Here is an 18,326-nt window from a genome sequence, read left to right on the forward strand (position 1 = left end):
GTGATGAGCAGCCCGAGCCCGCCGCCCTCAACGCCGCCCGGAGGGAAACCGGGGCCGATCGTGCGGCCGAACGGGCAGCGCTATCACCCCAGAGCACTGGCGAGCCTGCCCGATGTCGAGGCGCTCGGTCGATTGCGAGCGGCGGGGGTTCCGGTCCTCCTCTACGGACCGCCGGGCACGGGCAAGACCTCACTGATCGAGGCGGCCTTCGGCGACCTGATCACGGTGGCCGGGGACGGCGACACCACGGTCGGCGACCTGATCGGGGAGTACACCCAGGACGAGCAGGGCGGGTACGAGTTCATCTACGGACCGTTGGTCACGGCCATGCAGGAGGGGCGGGCCCTGCTCCTGGACGACGCGACCCTGATCTCCCCGAAGGTCCTGGCCGCCCTGTACCCGGCCATGGACGGGCGCAGGCAGATCCAGGTCAAGGCGCACAAGGGGGAGACCATCACCGCCGAAGACAGCTTCTACGTGATCGCAGGTCACAACCCGGGCGTGCACGGCGCCGTGCTCACCGAGGCCCTCGCATCCCGGTTCAGCGTGCAGATCCAGGTGGGCTCCGACTACGACCTGGCCGCCGCCCTGAAGATCAACCGGACGGCGGTGCGCGTGGCCCGCCACCTCGCCGCCCGACAGGAGACCGGGGAGGTCGGCTGGGCCCCGCAACTGCGGGAACTGATCGCCTTCTCGAAGATCGCCGATGCCCTCGGCACCGAGGCGGCCTTCGCCAACCTGGTCGGCATCGCCCCGCTCGAAGACCGCGACACCGTCGCCGAGGTCGTCACCAAGGCGATCGGCCGCCCGGTGAGCGCACTCGCCCTGGGCCGCCAACTTTGACCGCCCTGCGCCCCAACCCCTCAACACCCGGAAGGGATTGACCCGACATGCCCGCACAGGCCCACATCAGCTATGCCGCCACCGTCCAGTACGAAGAGGAGCAGGCCGCCTGCCGATGGGAGGACGACGGCGGGCACGTCGGCCACCTGCCCCCGGCCGCACCCGCCGGGCACTGGCTGCGCATCTCGGCCGCGTTGACCGAGCGGCTGCCCGAGATCGCGGGCCGCGACGACGTGATCGTCACCTGCGAGGTGGGCGGCACCCGCGCCGGAGCCCCGGCCGCCTTCTACCCGACCCAGGCGGTCATCGAGATCGACACCAGCGTCTTCGCCCCGCACCGCCCTGCCGCCCTCCAACCCGCTCGGCACGGAGATGAGGAGCGCTACCCGGTGGCCTGGGGCGCACTGGTCCATGAAGCCTCACACTCCGCCCACAGCAAGTGGACCACCCCAGCGGCCCTACGGGGCACCGCAGTTGACGGTGCGGCGCAGATGCTGGAGGAATCCCGGGTCGAGTACACCCATCTGGCCCGCCGCCCCGGTGACCGGCCCTTCCTGCGGGCCTGCGTCGGCCGCCTGGTCCTGGCCGACTTCACCGCCCACACACCCAACGACCCCTGGCAGGCCGCCTATGCGGCCGGGCTGATCCTGGCCCGCCGGGACGCCGGAATCCTCGACGCGGACGAAACCGACCCCCTCGAAGAGACGGTCACCGCCGTACTCGGCACGGACCTCCTGGCCACCCTGGCCGGAATCTGGAAGGCCGCCCAGGTCACCCGGGACGAGGACGGGCCCCAGATGCTCGCGCATGCCCGCGCCTGGTGCCAGGCGCTCGGCGCCGATCCGCACCAGCCGCCACCCGCGCCCGGTCCGGACGCCCAGGGGCAGGGCGAGCTGGCCGAGGCGATCGGCGAGACCATCGGCAACATCACCGCCGCCGAGGCCGCGACGGCAGCGATCGCCGCCGCCCGCGCCACCCGGGCGAGGGAGAAGTCCGAACGGGCCGCCCAGGAGAAACAGGCCGCCCTCACCGCAACCAAAGTGTTCGCACCCAGCACACGGCGCCCCCACGCGCCCGGCACAACGAAGCACCGGGGCAAGCCGCCCAAGTCACCAATCACAGGCACCCGAAACCCCACCGGAGCGGAGAAGGCAGCCGCCGGGCAACTAGCTAGAGCCCTCCGCACGGCGGCGTACCGCGAACGCACCGCGACCGTTACGGCATCGGCCGCCCCGCCCGGACGCCTCAATATGCGCGGAGCCCTGGCCCGGGACGCGCAGAAGGCGGCAGGCGCCACCCCGACCGCGATGCCCTGGATCCACACCCAGCGACGCCAGGCCCCCAGCCCGCCCCTGCGGGTCGGGATCGCCGTCGACATCTCCGGCTCGATGCACGAGGCAGCCGCCCCGATCGCCTCCGCCGCCTGGATCCTCGCCCGCGCCACGGCCCTGACCGACCCCGATTCCTCGGCCGCGACAGTGGCCTACGACCACTTCCTCACCGCGATCACCGCCCCCGGACGCACCCCGGACCGGGTAGCCGAGTTCACCGCCGACGGCTTCGGCCACAGCCTCGCCGAGACAACCGACGCCCTGTCCGCCGGGCTCGGCCTCACCCAACCGGGCCGAGGACGCCTGCTGGTGATCGCCTCCGACGGCTACTACGCCCCCGACGAGGCGGCCCGCGCGGCCGACCGCATCAAGACCTTGACTCGCACCGGATGCGCGGTCCTGTGGCTCGCCTTCGCCCCCGACCCGCGCCCCCTGCCCGGCACCACTCTCCTCGAACTGGCCGACCTGGCCCGGGCCACCGCCGCGATCGCCCAGGCGGCGACTGCCGCAATCGCCACCACCCGCTGACCCGACCCGCCGCACGGTGCCGCCCATCCCGGGCGGCACCCCATCCACCGAGCAGCTAAGAAGGGTGATCCGAATGACCTCGATCGCTGAACGCGCCCACGCCGCCGCCGTCTTCATCCGGCACACCATGGCCGTCAGCCCGCACGGCCGCTGGCGGGGCGAGGAGCACGCCCGCACCGCCGTACGCCTGGCCGCCACCCTCGGCCTCGGCCTGGACCAGATCACCACCGAACCCGACTGGCTCAGGCGGCGCACCACCCCGGGCGAGCCGGTCCTGGCCACCGCCACCTGCCCGCAGACCGCCGAGAAGTACGTCTTCCTGGCCCGCTTTCCGGTCTACGACGACGAAGCCTTCGAACTCCTCGGCCCCTGCCCCGAATGCGCGGCCCTGGTCCCCATCGCCACCATCCGGAACCTGGCAGACCTGGGAGACCGCCTGGCCCAAGGCCCCCTCAGGCATGAGGAATGCGACAGCGAGACCGGCGCCCCCGACACCTTCCACACCGACCAAGCACACACCGACACCTGCCGCTACGGCGAAGCCCTCTGACCGACTCGCCCCACCGCAGGGAAGGACCTCCGACGATGCCCCAACCGGACAGCCGCGTTCGCGGCACCGCCAAGTCCCCGCCAACAAACACGAGTTCAGCGTCCACCGCTCCGACGGGCCCGGGCGGACAGGCCGTACGCGAGGCGCTCGGCGACGACGCCTACGACCAACTACGCGCCCAGGCCGCCCGTGACGGGGCCATGGCCCTGCTGGCCGAACTGACCCTGTACACGGCTCTGGAGGCGGACCGGCTCTACGGCCGACTGCGCCTGCAAGCCGCACAGGCCCGCGACCACCTCACCGATGCACTGGACGACCGCCGCACGGCGGGCTTCCTCCCGGCCAGCGGTGTGCTGGGGACCTGCGGCCACAGCGCCGACATGCTCGCGGCCCGCACCACCCAGCAGCTCAACCAGCTCGCCCTCGTCCTCGACACCTACCAAGCCGCATCCCGCCCGACGACGTGACACACCCCGGGCCGCCCCGCCCCGCCCCGGGTTGGGCGGCCCCCGCTACCAGCACAACGACCCCGCATTGCCACGAACAGGGAGAAGGATCCGCCATGCGCCTGACCGACCACGCCATCCTCATCGGCCTGCTGCCCGCCGACACTTCCCTCTGGTGGCAGGTCATCGGCGACCACGCCTATGCCAGCCCGACCCCCGACTCCCCGGTACGCATCACCCTCGCCGTCCACCGAAGCCCCACCACCCGCACCCCGCTCGGCCTCACCCTCCGCGCTGTCCACCTCGAACGTGGCGAACTCGACGCCACCGTTCTGCCCTTCGACCAGGACGGATACCCCTGGCAGGTCGCAGACATCAACTTCACCAGCGCCACGGTCCGCCCCGGCCCCTGCTTCGACGCGTACTTCCAGCCGGTCCGCGCCTACCGGGACCTGTGGGAGAGGGGACGGGCCCAATCGAGCGCGATGGGCACATCGTCTGTCACGAGTTGATCGGAATCTAGGCCCCAGCGATCTGCCGCGGCTATGCCGACGGGCGCAGGCCGAGGCTGCAGCCTCGGCCTGCGCTTCGCGCGTGCGCTCGGCACGCTGAGGGAGGTGTCTCCACCCTGACCACGCAGTAGGTGTCTGCACCGGCCGAACCAGTACCCGCAGGAGCTGCGGAGAGATGGATCGGCATGGCTCAAGGCGCCGTGGTGGCCGACGTTTCGGGAACCGGTTTCCTCACCTGAGCGATCGGGCGGTAGTGGTGGCGTACGCTGCCCCGTCTGGATCGGTAGGGCGCCCTCGGGGTGGCGCAGGCACGCGGGACCCTGTTCGGGTTCCGGCCGGACGTCGTTCTTGCCGACGGGAGGGTACGTCGCCGTCCCGCGGCCTGGCTGCCCGCATGTCCCGTCGCCCTCTCGTGCTGCACGAGCAACGGTCCGCCTGCTCCCAATTCGCCCCAGACGCGGTCCGTGACGTATGACGCCAAGCTCTGACCTCGTTCGGTTGATGGAGGCCGTGGGTGACTCGGTGGGGCTGCTGCTCTGTTGAAGTCACCTTCGGTGCCGGAGCGTTATGGAGTTGGCACCCTATGGAGTACAACCGTGATCGACATCACGAAGGGGTCAGGTCTTATAGGTCATTCGCCCTGAATGATGCATCTGGATCTTTACTTGGCCGCTACATACAGTCCCAGCTTGGTTCCTTGTTTAGGGAATCTTCATCTTTGCGATGGGCCAGGGTGGGATATGTGGAGGCGCGTGTGGTCGCGCGGCGGGGCCGGGGCGCTGGCGGGTCTGATCAGCGTGGCGATCGTGGCGGGCTTGACCCCAGCGGCGACCGCCGCAGGGGCCTCGCCGACCATGCCCACGGCAGCGAAGTCCGCAGACGAGGGTGCAGCTGCTGAAGAGGCAAGCACCGAGGCGGCCTTGGCGGAGGCCAAGCGGACTGGCAAGCCGGTCGAGGTGACGTCGCTGCGCAGCGCGAGCAGCGACGTGTACGCGACTGCCGACGGGAACCTCGAGGCGCGGGAGTACCTGCGCCCGGTCCGGGCCCGCGTGGATGACCAGTGGAAGCCGGTCGACACCGATCTGGCGAAGTCCGCCGATGGCGGCGTCGCGCCGAAAGTGACCACGGTGGGGCTGGAGTTCTCCGGCGGCGGGGATGCGCCGCTGGTGCGGATGACGAAGTCCGGTCGTGAGCTGGCGCTGTCCTGGCCGGGCAAGCTGCCCTCGCCGCAACTGGACGGGGCCACCGCCACCTATGCCGATGTGCTCCCGGATGTGGACCTGCGCATGGGGGCGCAGGAGGACGGCTTCACTCAGCTTCTGGTGGTGAAGTCGGCCAAGGCCGCAGAGAGTTCGGATCTCGCGGAGCTGCGGTTGAAGCTGGCTGCTGATGGCGTAGAGGTGAAGGAGACCGCCCAGGGCGAGCTCCAGGCCATCGACAAGGGCGCCAAGGGTGCGGTGTTCGAGGCGCCGAAGCCGATGATGTGGGACTCCAGCCCCGGCACCAACACTGCGCCGGCCGCGAAGTCCGCGCCGTCCGCGCCGTCCGGGGCCCTCGCGTCGCAAGGCGGAGAAGCTCAGTCGCAGGCTGGGGAGGAGCCTGCGGCGGGGGAGTCCGGCAAGCTCGCGCCGGTGGAGGTGGATGTTCCCGCCGGGGGCCAGGAGTTGGTGCTGACGCCGGACGCGGAGGTGCTGAAGGGTAAGGACACCACGTATCCGGTGTTCATCGATCCGCAGTGGTACTCGCCGCGCGCCTCGGCGTGGACGATGGCGTCGAAGTACTGGGACTCCTCGCCGCAGTGGAAGTTCAACGGCGATAGCGACGCGGGCATGGGCTACTGCAACTGGTACTACTGCCAGCCGAACGACACCAAGCGGCTCTTCTACCGCATTCCGGTGTCCAAGTTCGCGGGCAAGTCGATTCTGTCGGCCGAGTTCGTGGTGCGTAACACCTGGTCCGCTTCCTGCTCGGATCGCAGCGTGGAGCTGTGGCAGACCAAGGGCATCTCCTCCTCGACGACGTGGAATTCGCAGAATGCGTCCGGGTTCTGGGAGAAGCAGCTGTCGTCGAAGTCGTTCGCCTACGGCTACTCCGGCTGTGCGGCCAAGGACGCCGAGTTCTCGGTGAAGTCGGCGGTGCAGGATGCGGCGGATGGCCGGGATGCGACGATGACGTTCGGTCTGCGCGCGGGCAGTGAGTCGGATGCGTACGGCTGGAAGCGGTTCTCGGACAAGGCGTTTCTGCGGGTGAAGTACAACCGGGCGCCTTCGCAGCTCAAGATGTCGCAGCTGACGATGGAGTACGGCGGGACCTGCAAGAGGTCCGGCGATGCCGCACGCGTCCGCACCCTGGGGAAGATCCACGCCAACAACGTGAAGGACCCGGACGGCGACAGCGTCTCGGTGCAGTTCCAGGCCAAGTGGGACGGCGGCAGCTGGAGCCCGGCGCGGACAACGTCCAAGAAGTCCGGATCCGACTTCACGATCAGCCTGCCCTCGTCGGTTCCCGCCAACAAACTGGTCAACTGGTACGCCCGCGTCTATGACGGGGCGCAGTACTCTCCCTGGTCGTATGCGGGGGACCCGACGGCTTGCTACTTCGTCTACGACACCAAGGTCCCCAAGGCGCCGACGGTGTCCTCGGGTGAGTACCCGGCCTCCGATTCGGAGGACCCGAACGATCCTTGGTACGACGGGGTGGGCAAGTACGGGTCGTTCGACCTGAAGGCAGCCGACAGTGATGTGGCCTCCTACCGGTACGGCATCAACACCGACCCCAGCTCAAAGAACAAGATCACCACGTCCAGTGGCGCCGCGAAGACTGCGAAGGTGCTGCCCGCCAAACCGGGACTGAACTTCATCACGGCCCAGGCCTTCGACACCGCGGGCAACGGCAGCGAGATCCGCACCTACCAGTACCGGGTCAAGGCCGGCCAACCCGAGCGGGCGACCTGGCAGCTGGACGAGGCCGAAGGCGCCGGTGAGGCGAAGGGATCGACACCGTCGCGCACCGCGCAACTGCACGGCGGGGCAACCCCGGGCACGGCCGGGGTGCAGGGCACCGCCCTGTCGTTCAACGGCAGCGACGGCTATGCCTCCACCGACATCCCGGTGGTCAACACCAGTGGCGGGTTTGCGGTCTCGGCGTGGGTGAAGCTGTCGAGGATGCCCGAGGGCGCGGCGGTCATCGCCACCCAGCCGGGCAACCACAGCCCGGGCTTCGAGCTCTACTACTCCAAGACCTACGACCGCTGGGCGTTCAACCAGTACAAGTCCGATACCGCGGACGCGGGCATCGCCCGCGCGATGGCGGATCAGCCCGGGGGCGTGGCGCCGGACAAGTGGACGCACCTGGCCGGGTCCTATGACTCGGTGCGCGATGTGCTGGAGCTGTTCGTCGACGGCAAGCTCGTCGGCAAGACCGCCTACGACAGCCCGTGGGAGGCCCGTCGGGGCCTGCAGCTGGGAGCCGCCTCCTACAGCGGCGCGCCGGCGGCGTTCTTCCCGGGCGCGGTCGACAACGTGCAGTTGTTCGACAAGCCGCTGGCGCAGGACGAGATCGACAAGCTGCACGCCCAGCAGACGATCGGCGACCCGGGCCGCCCCGCGCTGGCGGTCTTCGACCTGGACGAAGCGGCCGATGCCAAGGAGATCGCCGGGCACGGCGGTGTGCTGCCCGCCAAGTACAACGGCGGCGTCACCACGGGCGTCCCCGGCATCGCGGGCAAGGCCGCCACGTTCAACGGCACCGACGGCTACGCGAAGATCGGCCAGACCAACGGGCCGCACGTGAACACCTCGCGCAGCTTCACCGTGTCCGCCTGGGCCAAGCTCGACAAGAAGCCGGACGGCGCGGCGGTCATCGCCGCGCAGGCAGGCAAGGACCGTCCCGGCTTCGAGCTGTACTACTCCGCCACCTACAACCGGTGGGCGGTCAACCAGTACTCCGCCGACGCCGCTGATGCCACCCCGATCCGCGCCATGCAGCCCGAGGGCGACAGCGCCTATGTGGGGGAGTGGGCACAGCTGGTGGGCGTGCACGACACGGTCGCCAACACCCTCACGCTGTACGTCAACGGGGCCAAGGCCGGATCGGTCCCGCTGGCCGGGGCGTTCTACGCCGACCAGTCCATGTACCTCGGCGCGGGCAACTACAGCGGGCAGGTCAAGAACCACTTCCCGGGCAGCATCGATGATGTGCGCCTGCTGGACCGGCCGGTCTCGGCCGAGGAGGTCCAGCAGATGTTCAAGCAGCGCCCGCTGGTCAAGGGCCGCTGGAACTTCGAGGAGACCAACAGCAGCGGGACCACCACACCGGACTCCTCCGCACACAAGCGCCCGATGAACCTGAACGGCGGCGCCCAGCTCGGCTCGGGAATGATCGACAACAGCGGGCTGCAGCTGAACGGCACGGACGCGTATGCGGGCACCGCCTTGATGCCCGTCGACACGAGCGCCAGCTTCACCGTGACCGCCTGGGCCCAGGCCGCGGCGATCCCAGAGCACGGAATGGCCTTGGTCAGCGGTGAGGGCCTGCATCGCAGTGCCTTCACGGTGCGCTTCCAGCCGGACGCCAAGGACCCTGAAGGCCTGGGGCGTTGGGAGCTCACGCTCGCGGACAAGGACAGCACGGACGCTGCCGTCACGCAGGTGGGCAACACCGAGTTCTACGACGTGCGCGAGTGGAACCACCTGGCGGTGGTCTACGACGGCTTCGCCAAGGAGGCCCGCCTCTACGTCAACGGTGTCCTGCAGGAGGTTGCCTGCGGGGATGCGGACGGCAACGGCGACGCGGACGACACCGCCTGCCAGGACCTCATCGCCTGGGCCGACAACGTCCTGACCTTCAAGGCGCCCTTGTCCCTGCAAGTGGGCAAGGCCAAGGGGGACGCTGCGGGAACCTACTTCGCCGGCGCCGTCGACGACGTGTGGGCCTTCCAGGGCGCACTGAGCGACGCGCAGATCGAGAAGCTGGCCGGTTCCTGGTTCGACATCCCCACCGACGTGCCGGGCGACAGCTGAGCCCCGGGTGTGCCGGGAGCGGCTCCGTCCCCTCCCGGCACACCCGCCATGCGACGTATTCCTTACTGATCTTTCAACGCCGTGCCGCGTAGCCACGTAGCCGCGTGGGCTGGTGTTGTCGTGTGAAGGACTGATTCTTGAAGATGAACGGGAAAACTAGACCGCGCCGGTTCGCCGTGCTGCGGCGAAGAGCGGCCCTGGCGGTGTCCGCCGTGATGGTGGGCACGCTGTTGCAGGCGGTGAGTGCACCGGTCGCGACGGCGGATGGCAGTGGCAGACCGGGCCTTCCTTCGGCGGAGAAGCCGGTCAAGGGCGGGGACGGCGTCAAGGTCGATCCGCGCAGGGTGACCAAGGGGCCGAAGACGCCGCCGAAGGCGCCGAAGGCAGCCTGGCCGAAGGCCGCTTCGGCTGTGGTGGAGATTCCGGAGCCGTCGGCCAAGGAATCAGCGAAGCCCGTCAAGGCCAAGGGGCTGCCGCTGACCGTGGGCGTGCCGAAGGCGGCCGCCTCCAAGCGGGCGGGCCGCAGCGCCAAGTCCGGAGCCACGCCTGCCGCAGGCGGCGTGGAGGCCCGCGTGCTGAGCCGCAAGGCGGCTGAGCGGGCCGGTGTGAACGGTGTCCTGTTCACCCTGGACCCGGGGGACAAGGCGCGTGACAAGCCCGGCAAGGTCCGGGCGGCGCTGGACTACTCCAGCTTTGCCGAGGCTTTCGGCGGCGGCTACGCGTCTCGCCTCACCCTGCTCCAGCTGCCGGCCTGTGCCCTGGACACTCCGGCGAAGCAGCAGTGTCGTACCGCCGAGCCGGTGCAGACCGCCAACGACACGGAGAAGCAGACCCTGACCGCCGACTCGGTGGCCCTCCGAGCCTCAGGGCCGACCGTGCTGGCCGCCGTCGCGGACGAGAAGAGCGCGAGCGGCGACTACAAAGCGACCGCCCTGTCTCCGTCCGCGACCTGGGACACGGACCTGAACACTGGCGACTTCTCCTGGTCGTACGACATGCCCGTGCCCGAGGTACCGGGCGAGCTGAAGCCGGAGGTGGGCCTGTCCTACTCCTCCGGCGCGATCGATGGACGGTCTGGTTCGACGAACAACCAGTCCTCCTGGGTCGGCGACGGGTTCGATCTGTGGCCCGGATACATCGAGCGGCGCTACCAGACGTGCGCCGACGACGGGGAGAAGCACGCGGACGGCAACAAGCCCGGCGATCAGTGCTGGGACTACGACAACGCGTTCATCACCTTCAACGGCAAGGGTGGCGAGCTGGTCCCGGCCGGGGACGGCGAGTTCAAGTTCAAGCAGGACGACGGCAGTCGCATCAAGAAGCTGTCGTCCACTGACCGCGGCAACGGTGACAACGACGGTGAGTACTGGCGTCTGACCGACCCCGAGGGCGTGCGCTACTACTTCGGCTACAACCGGCTGCCCGGCTGGGCGGACGGCAAGGCCACCACGGAATCGACGTGGACGGTACCGGTCTTCGGCAACAACGACGGCGAGCCCTGCCACAAGGCGTCCTTCGCCGACTCCTGGTGCCAGCAGGCCTGGCGCTGGAACCTCGACTACGTCGTCGATCCGCGCGGCAACGCGATCGCGTACTACTACGACCAAGAGAAGAACTCCTATGGCCGCAACCTTGAGGCCAAGGACAACACCCGCTACACCCGCGGCGGTTCGCTCAGCCGCATCGAGTACGGCCTGAAGTCCTCGGCGATGTACGGCGGCAAGCCGCTGGCCAAGGTCGATTTCACCACCGCCGAACGCTGCCTGCCCGACAGCAGCACCGACTGCTCAGACATCGGCAAGGACGCCTTCTACTGGTACGACACGCCCTGGGACATGAACTGCACGGAGACGTCGGACTGCGACCAGGGCCGCCTGTCGCCGACGTTCTTCACCCGCAAGCGTCTGACCGGCGTCACCACCCAGGTCCTCAACGGCGACACCTACAGCAAGGTCGACTCCTGGAAGCTGGGCCACCGCTGGGGACAGGCGGACGTCGACTACCAGCTGCTGCTCGACTCCGTCCAGCGCACCGGCCACACGGCTGAGCCCGCGGTGACGCTCCCCAAGACCACCTTCGCCTACACCCAGCTGGCCAACCGGCTGGACAAGACAGGTGACGGCTACGCACCGTTCATCAAGGCGCGGCTGTCCACGGTCGCCGACGATTCCGGTGGCCAGGTCGACGTCAACTACTCGGCCCCGACATGCAACTGGGACGCACTGCCCGCCCCGGAGTCGAACACCACGCGCTGCTTCCCGCAGTACATCGGCGGCTCCAGCTCGGACGACCCGGAGCGGCAGTGGTTCAACAAGTACGTCGTCACCTCGACGACCACCACCGACCGCACCGGCGGTGCAGCCGACGCGGTGACCGCCTACGAGTACCTGGGCGATGCGGCTTGGCACTACGACGATGACGACGGCCTGACGAAGAAGAAGTTCAAGACCTGGTCCCAGTGGCGCGGTTACGGCCACGTCCGGGTGAAGGCCGGCGGTCAGGGCGGCGGCGACGCGCTCAAGTCGCAGGAGGACTCCTACTTCCTGCGCGGCATGGACGGCGACCGCAAGGACACCACCGGCGGCACCAAGAGCGTCTCGGTCAGCCTGGGAAGCGGTGAGGGCGACCCGATCACCGATCACGAGTCGGCAGCCGGATTTCCCTACAAGACGGTCACTTACTCCGGGCCGGGCGGCAAGATCCTGGACAAGACGGTGAACCGTCCCTGGCGCCACGAGACCGCGAAGAAGGTCCGCGACTGGGGCACGGTGACGGCCAACTTCACCGGCACGGCCCACTCCAAGAGCTGGACCTCGCTGGACGACGGAGCTGGGACCGACTGGCGGATCACCTCGACCGCGACGGACTTCGACACCGTCGCGGGCCGGGTCACTCAGGTCGACGATCTCGGCGACAACGCTACGGCAGCCGACAATCAGTGCACCCGCACCACCTACGCCACCAACACCGCCGACAACATCCTCACCCTGCCCTCCCGGGCAGAGATCGTCGCCGTCAAGTGCGCCGACACCCCCGACCGTGCCAAGCAGGTCATCTCCGATGTCCGTACCGCCTACGACGGCGGAGCCTACGGGGCCGCGCCCACCAAGGGCGATGCCACCGCGACCGCCACACTGAAGAAGCACGACGGCACCAAGGCCACCTACCTAGAATCCGGCGCGACCTTCGACGGCTACGGCCGCCAGCTGACCGCCACCGACCTGACCGCCGACGTCACCGCCACCGGCGGCGACGCCCCGGTGCGCACCGTGCGCTCGGACGGCCGCAAGGCAACCACTGCCTACAGCCCGGCCACCGGCTTCGCCACGACTGTGACCGAGACCACCCCGCCGGTGAAGGCGGCAGATGCGACCTCGGTGCAGACCACGGTCACCGAGCTGGAGCCGCTGCGCGGTCAGCCCAAAGCGACGGTGGACACCAACGCCAAGCGCACCGAGATGACGTACGACGCGCTCGGCCGCGCGGAAAAGGTGTGGCTGGCCGACCGCCGCACCAGCCAGACACCCAGCTACCAGTTCACCTACTTCGTGAACGAGGGCCAGCCGGTCGCGGTCCGCACCCAGACCGTGAACAACGAGGGCGGCCAGGTCGCCTCATACACGCTGTACGACGGATTCCTGCGCGAGCGCCAGACCCAGGCTCCCGGCCCGAATGCCGGCCGCATCCTCAGCGACATCTTCTACGACGAACGCGGCCTGACAACCAAGACGTTCGCCCCCTACTACACCGAGGGCGCACCCAGCCGGACGCTGTTCAAGCCCGCCGACGCGCTGAGCGTGGAGACGCAGACCCGCACCGCTTTCGACGGTCTGGGGCGCGCTGTCGAGGAGCGGCAGATCGCCGGAAACGGCGACGGCGGCACCGTGCTGGGCATCACCAAGACCATCTATGGCGGCGATCGCACCACGGTCATCCCGCCCGAGGGGGCCACCGCCGCTACCACCCTTACCGACGCCCGAGGCAAGACCACCGAGCTGCGCCAGCACCACACCCGCAGCCAGAGCGCGGCCTTCGACACCACGTCGTACGCCTTCACCCCACGAGGCGAGCTGGCGAAGGTCACCGATCCGGCGGGCAACAACTGGAGCTACAGCTACGACCAGCTGGGACGCCAGACCGAGACCACGGACCCGGACAAGGGCACCACGAAGAGCACGTACGACGACCGCGGCCAGCTGACCACCACCACCGACGCCCGCGGCACCACGCTGGCCAGCGTCTACGACAACCTCGGCCGCAAGACCGAGCTACGCAAGGACAGCGCCACCGGCGAACTGCGCGCCAAGTGGGTCTACGACACCATCATCGGCGCCAAGGGCCAGCTCGCCGAATCCACCCGCTACGTGGACGGCGCCGCCTACACCTCCAAGGTCACCAGCTACGACCGGCTGTACCGGCCGATGAAGACCGCGGTGGTCATCCCCGACAAGGAAGGCGCCCTGGCGGGCACCTACCAGACCGGCACCAACTACCTGCCCTCCGGCCTGGTAGGCGGCATCAGCTACTCGGCGGCGGGCTCCCTGCCCGGTGGCGGATACTCCACCACCTACGAGAAGGAGACGCTGCGGCCCATCTCCGTCCTGGGCGACGGCTTCCAGGCCGACACCAGCTACTCACTGACCGGCAAGCCGCTCCAGTACGCCCTGGGCAACACCGGCGGCGGCAAGAAGACCTGGGCCACCAACACCTACGAGTGGGGCACCCAGCGCCTGGCCACCTCCCGCATCGACCGCCAGGACCAGCCCGGCGTCGACCAGCTCGACACCTACCGCTACGACCAAGCCGGCAACATCCTGTCCGTCTCGGACGTCTCCCGCACCGGCACCGACACGCAGTGCTTCACCTACGACTACCTGCGGCGCATGACCGAAGCCTGGACCCAGGGCGACAAGACCTGCGCCACGGCTCCGGCCGCAGACAAGACCGGCGGCCCGGCCCCCTACTGGCACTCCTACACCTACGACAAGGCCGGCAACCGCCTCACCGAAACCTTCCACGACACCGGCGGCGACAGCACCAAGAACACCCAGCGCACCTACGACTACCCGAAGCCGGGGGACCCGCAGCCCCACACCCTCACCTCGGTCACCTCGCAACTGCCCGGCGGAACCGCCACCAAGGACTCCTACGGCTACGACAAGACCGGCAACACCACCACCCGCACCGTGCGCGGCGACACCCAGACCCTGGCCTGGGACGCCGAAGGCCACCTTGCCAAGGTCACCGAACCCGTTGCAGGCGGGGCGGACAAGGTCACCGAGTACCTCTACGACACCGACGGCAACCGCCTGATCGCACGTACCCCGACGGAGACCACCCTCTACCTCGGCCACTCCGAAGTCACCCTGCCCAAGGGAGCAGCCAAAGCCAAGGCCACCCGCTACACACCCCTGGGCGGCGGCCATCAGGCCGTCAAGGAAGACAACGGCACCGTCACCTTCACCACCGCCGACCACCAGGGCACCGGCCAACTCTCCATCGCAGCAACGGATCTGACCCTCACGCAGCGCCGAACACTGCCCTTCGGGGGCCCGCGGGGCGAGGCGCCGAAGTCCTGGCCCGGCACCAAGGGCTTCGTCGGCGGCACCGACGACACCAAATCCACAGGACTCACACACCTCGGCGCCCGCGAATACGACCCCACCACCGGACGCTTCATCTCCGTCGACCCGATCATGGACCTGACGGACCCGCAACAGATGAACGGCTACACCTACGGCAACAACAACCCCCTCACGTTCCCCGACCCCACAGGACAGCTCCCCTGCAAGGACGGCATCAAGCAATCCTGCGGTGGCTCCACCTGCAACTTCATGGTGTGCACGGGCGGCGGCGGTGGCGGCAGCAAGGGTGGTGGCAGCCGCGGTAACAGCAAGGGCAATGGCGGCCACAGCAGTGGCGGAGGGTACCGAGGCGGCGGTAGCGGGAGTTACAGCGGTCCCCTGCCGTCCCCCAGTGCCAACCCGGCCCCTGTCCCTGGCCCCTACCCCGATGCCAACGATCCGGTCTTGAACTTCCTCTCAGTCATCGTGACCGTCGCTGCACCTGACATCGACGCGTGGAAAGGCTGCTGGAACAAGCATGGGGTGGCGGACTGTGGCAGCGCGCTTGCAGACCTGCCCACGCCCGCGAAGGCCCTCAAGCTCCTCAAGCTCAAGAAACTCAAGGAGGGCGAGGAAGTCGCAGAGGCCGCAGGGAAGTCGAAGAAGGGCGCACCATCCGGCTGCAAGTGCTTCCTGGCCGGCACCGGTGTCCTCTTGGCCGACGGCTCGGCCAAGGACATCGAGGATGTCGAAATCGGCGACAAGGTCTTGGCCACCGACCCGAAAACCGGCGAGACAAGCGAACGCGAAGTCACCGCGACCATCGTCACCAATGACGACAAGCAGTTCACCGAACTCACCATCGCCACACCCGACGGCGCCGAGAAGCTGACCGCCACATACGAGCACCCCTTCTGGTCGGTCGACCAGAGGGACTGGGTCGAAGCCGGAGACCTCAAACCCGGCATGACCCTGCGCACGGACGACGGCCGCACCGTCACCGTGACAGCCGCTCGCCAGTACCAGGAGCATGCTCGTACGTACAACCTCACCGTCGAAGGCCTCCATACGTACTATGTGCTCGCTGGTGAGACCCCGATTCTGGTTCACAATTCGAATTGCATAATCACGGCAAAGCAATTCGACCACTCGTGGGATCAGCATATGTACGGCGGGTCATACCATGAGGCGGGCGAAATGGGCAACGTCCTGGCCAAGGGGATCGACAAGCCTAAGTTTAGGAGCATGCTGGACGAGGCCACAGAGAAGGGGGTCAAGGTTCCGCGCGCGGCCGCCGATCCTCGAAGTGGCCACTATATTGATTATGATTTTGGCGACGTGGAGGTTGGAGCGAACGGGCAAAATGGGCTAAGGATCGCCGTAGACGGTGCCGGGAATTTCGTGACGGCCATGCCTAGGTTCATGTATTAGGAGGGGTTTATGTTGATTGGTGTTTCTTTCAGTCCGAGGGGTGATGATCCTTCTTGGGGTTTCGGATGGAAGCCTGAAGGATCTGAACCCGGGTCCCCTCGCACCTTGGTTGAGTTGACTGGGGATGACTTCATTTACCGGTACTTCAGGGTAAATGTTCTACTGCGTAGCGATAACGGTGATTCGAATTTCACCAGTATCGGGCTCCCAGTGGTCGACTTCGTTCTAATGCTCGAACTGGCGAAGCGCGAGTTCGTTGAGAATGGGCAAGGTTACGCGGAAGCCTCACTGTGTGACTGTTCCGTGCGGATTGGTGCGGTCAGCAGTGGGGTCGGAGTGAGTTTCAGCTTTGCTGAGGAGGTGGCGCAAGTTACGCGTGATCAACTCTTCGGATTCATCCATTCTGCCTATAGGGCGTGTCTGGACATGCTCTATAGGGCCCATTCTGGGCTGCGAAGGAACCCGTATCTGGAAACTCTTGAGGACTCTCTGCTGAGGAGTTGAGAATTCCTCGGAGGTGAGTGTCGAAGCGGCAGGAGAGGGAAATCGGTGACTCGTCCTCTTGGATTGGCCACCGACTCTTGTTCGGCTGGTGTAGCTCACCAAGGTGCAATCCGGCACGATCCGGTGGTTGGCCGGGCCGATGGGGAGCCTTGGGGCAGCAGACCATGATGGAGGGTATGACGGGTGCCTCCCCAAACCAGGATCGGGGAGGCACCGCCATCGGTCGGCATTTACTCGGTCTCTGCTGCTCCGGATCCGGCCAGTCGGTAGGTGCGCGGCTGCTCGGTGACCTGCTCGGTGATTCCCTGCTTAGTCAGGGTGACCAGGGCGTTGGCGATGGCACCCGAGCTCTTCTCGATCACGCGGCTGATCTTGGTGGCGGTGAATGCCTCGGCCGGGTGTGCTTCCAGGTGGTCGATGACCAGCTGCCGCAGAGCGCCGGGTGCCAGGCGCACCCTCTGTCCGCCAGGGGTGGTCGTCATGGCCTTGGGCTCATCCGGATCTTCGGACTCGCGAGGGGCGGTGGCCGGAGTCTCGCCATCCCTGCCCTCGCCGCGAGCTTCCGCGGCGCCCGTCGAGTCCGCTCCCGCCACGGCGGTGTCGGTTGCGTCGCCGTGCGCGGCGTCGCCCGCGGTGGTGACGCTGGGGGATGCCGGGGCGGCAGTGCCTGTGTCCGTGTCCCTCGCGCTCGCCTCCGAGGTCTCGGCAGTCGGCGTCTGCTCCTCCTCGTGAGTGGGGGGCGGAGCGGGGCTCCAGCGGTCGGGGGTGCGGCGTGCTCCTTCGTGGCCGCCGGGTGTGCGGACCGCGAGCCCTTGCTCTTCGAGTGCGACCAGTGCCTTTCCGGCGGTGGAGCGGCCGAGGCCTGCGGCGAGGGCGAGTTCGGCGCCGGTGGCACCGGGGGAGGCGACCAGCTCCGTGTAGATCGTGGCGGGTGCGCCTGTGAGGTTGGCCAGGGGCTCGGGTTCGGGCGTGGGGTGCGGGGCGTGGGTGGTGTCGGAGTTGGACATGAGTGGGGCCTCGTTTCCCAGTGAAGGGTGGATGTGGGCCCCGGCCGGGGATCAGCGTCAGGCGCTGTGGTGTCCGAACGGGCGCGTGCGCATCACGGAGTTCCCGTTCGAACGCGGCCTAGGTGAGGGCGAGTTCAGGGATTCTGAATTCGCGGACGTTGGCCGGTACGACCATGGACGCTCTGGAGCGGGCGATAAGTCAAGCAATGTCGATCCATCGATCTGGTCGGGCGCCATGAGGGGATCGGTGCTGGTCACGATGGTGGGGGTGCGGGGTCGGGACGGCGGGTGAGGAGCTGGGCTCGGATCTGTCGGGCTCGGTTCGGGCCGACGCGGAGATCGGTGCGCAGCCGCCAGATGCTGGCCGGGCTTCCGGTCGTTGCGCGCGCGGTGTTGTCGATCGCTATGGCGCGCGCCCACGTGTCGCCGCCTGCCGCCCGATCGGGGCTGCCCTGGCCCGCGGGTGCCGTGGGCGCAGTGGCGGGCGCGTCGTCGGCCGTCGTGGGCCGCACAGGTGCCGAGCCGTTGTGGCCCAAGGGATCCCGTGGCGTGAACGGGGCCGGATCGGAGGGAGGTTGGGGAGATCGAG

General features: G+C 68.3%; 8 protein-coding genes and 1 pseudogene. 7 read left to right on the plus strand and 2 right to left on the minus strand.

What is annotated here, in order from left to right; genetic code table 11:
* Nucleotides 1-3 precede the first annotated feature (3 nt).
* The 7 genes from E2651_RS28195 to E2651_RS28225 all read left to right on the plus strand — a co-directional run bounded on the left by E2651_RS28195 (nt 4) and on the right by E2651_RS28225 (nt 16,226).
* Nucleotides 4-843 carry an AAA family ATPase gene (locus tag E2651_RS28195; protein WP_135334059.1) on the plus strand — a complete coding sequence of 280 codons (840 nt, stop codon included), beginning with the start codon at nt 4-6 and terminating at the stop codon, nt 841-843.
* A gap of 47 nt (nt 844-890) precedes the next feature.
* The gene (locus E2651_RS28200) at nt 891-2,702 is read left to right on the plus strand and encodes a hypothetical protein (RefSeq protein WP_135334053.1); all 1,812 of its coding nucleotides are present in this window, start codon (nt 891-893) and stop codon (nt 2,700-2,702) included.
* A gap of 73 nt (nt 2,703-2,775) precedes the next feature.
* Complete coding sequence (locus tag E2651_RS28205; RefSeq protein ID WP_135334054.1) at nt 2,776-3,252, plus strand: hypothetical protein; 477 nt, start codon at nt 2,776-2,778, stop codon at nt 3,250-3,252.
* Between the two features lie 35 nt (nt 3,253-3,287).
* Nucleotides 3,288-3,719: a hypothetical protein gene (locus E2651_RS28210; RefSeq protein WP_135334055.1), complete on the plus strand. Its 432-nt coding sequence runs from the start codon at nt 3,288-3,290 to the stop codon at nt 3,717-3,719.
* Nucleotides 3,720-3,814: 95 nt separating this feature from the next.
* Nucleotides 3,815-4,210 carry a hypothetical protein gene (locus E2651_RS28215; protein WP_135334056.1) on the plus strand — a complete coding sequence of 132 codons (396 nt, stop codon included), beginning with the start codon at nt 3,815-3,817 and terminating at the stop codon, nt 4,208-4,210.
* A gap of 854 nt (nt 4,211-5,064) precedes the next feature.
* Entirely contained in the window at nt 5,065-9,231 is a 4,167-nt protein-coding gene (locus E2651_RS28220; protein WP_245239291.1) for a LamG-like jellyroll fold domain-containing protein, read from the plus strand.
* Nucleotides 9,232-9,374: 143 nt separating this feature from the next.
* Entirely contained in the window at nt 9,375-16,226 is a 6,852-nt protein-coding gene (locus E2651_RS28225) for a polymorphic toxin-type HINT domain-containing protein (RefSeq protein ID WP_245239293.1), read from the plus strand.
* A gap of 734 nt (nt 16,227-16,960) precedes the next feature.
* On the opposite strand, the gene E2651_RS28230 is transcribed toward E2651_RS28225, so the two are convergent.
* Together E2651_RS28230 and E2651_RS44755 are read right to left on the minus strand one after the other, a co-directional pair.
* Complete coding sequence (locus E2651_RS28230; RefSeq protein ID WP_135334058.1) at nt 16,961-17,737, minus strand: hypothetical protein; 777 nt, start codon at nt 17,735-17,737, stop codon at nt 16,961-16,963.
* Between the two features lie 254 nt (nt 17,738-17,991).
* Nucleotides 17,992-18,326, minus strand: a pseudogene (locus E2651_RS44755) (extensin); the annotation flags it as partial.

The sequence above is a fragment of the Streptomyces sp. MZ04 genome (genome assembly GCF_004684775.1).
Classification (GTDB): Bacteria; Actinomycetota; Actinomycetes; order Streptomycetales; family Streptomycetaceae; genus Streptomyces.

What these genes read in the sequence shown, in the direction of transcription:
- E2651_RS28195 (WP_135334059.1), top strand. Translation starts at nt 4, where the DNA reads ATGAGCAGCCCGAGCCCGCCGCCCTCAACGCCGCCCGGAGGGAAACCG.
- E2651_RS28200 (WP_135334053.1), top strand. Translation starts at nt 891, where the DNA reads ATGCCCGCACAGGCCCACATCAGCTATGCCGCCACCGTCCAGTACGAA.
- E2651_RS28205 (WP_135334054.1), top strand. Translation starts at nt 2,776, where the DNA reads ATGACCTCGATCGCTGAACGCGCCCACGCCGCCGCCGTCTTCATCCGG.
- E2651_RS28210 (WP_135334055.1), top strand. Translation starts at nt 3,288, where the DNA reads ATGCCCCAACCGGACAGCCGCGTTCGCGGCACCGCCAAGTCCCCGCCA.
- E2651_RS28215 (WP_135334056.1), top strand. Translation starts at nt 3,815, where the DNA reads ATGCGCCTGACCGACCACGCCATCCTCATCGGCCTGCTGCCCGCCGAC.
- E2651_RS28220 (WP_245239291.1), top strand. Translation starts at nt 5,065, where the DNA reads ATGCCCACGGCAGCGAAGTCCGCAGACGAGGGTGCAGCTGCTGAAGAG.
- E2651_RS28225 (WP_245239293.1), top strand. Translation starts at nt 9,375, where the DNA reads ATGAACGGGAAAACTAGACCGCGCCGGTTCGCCGTGCTGCGGCGAAGA.
- E2651_RS28230 (WP_135334058.1), bottom strand. Translation starts at nt 17,737, where the DNA reads ATGTCCAACTCCGACACCACCCACGCCCCGCACCCCACGCCCGAACCC.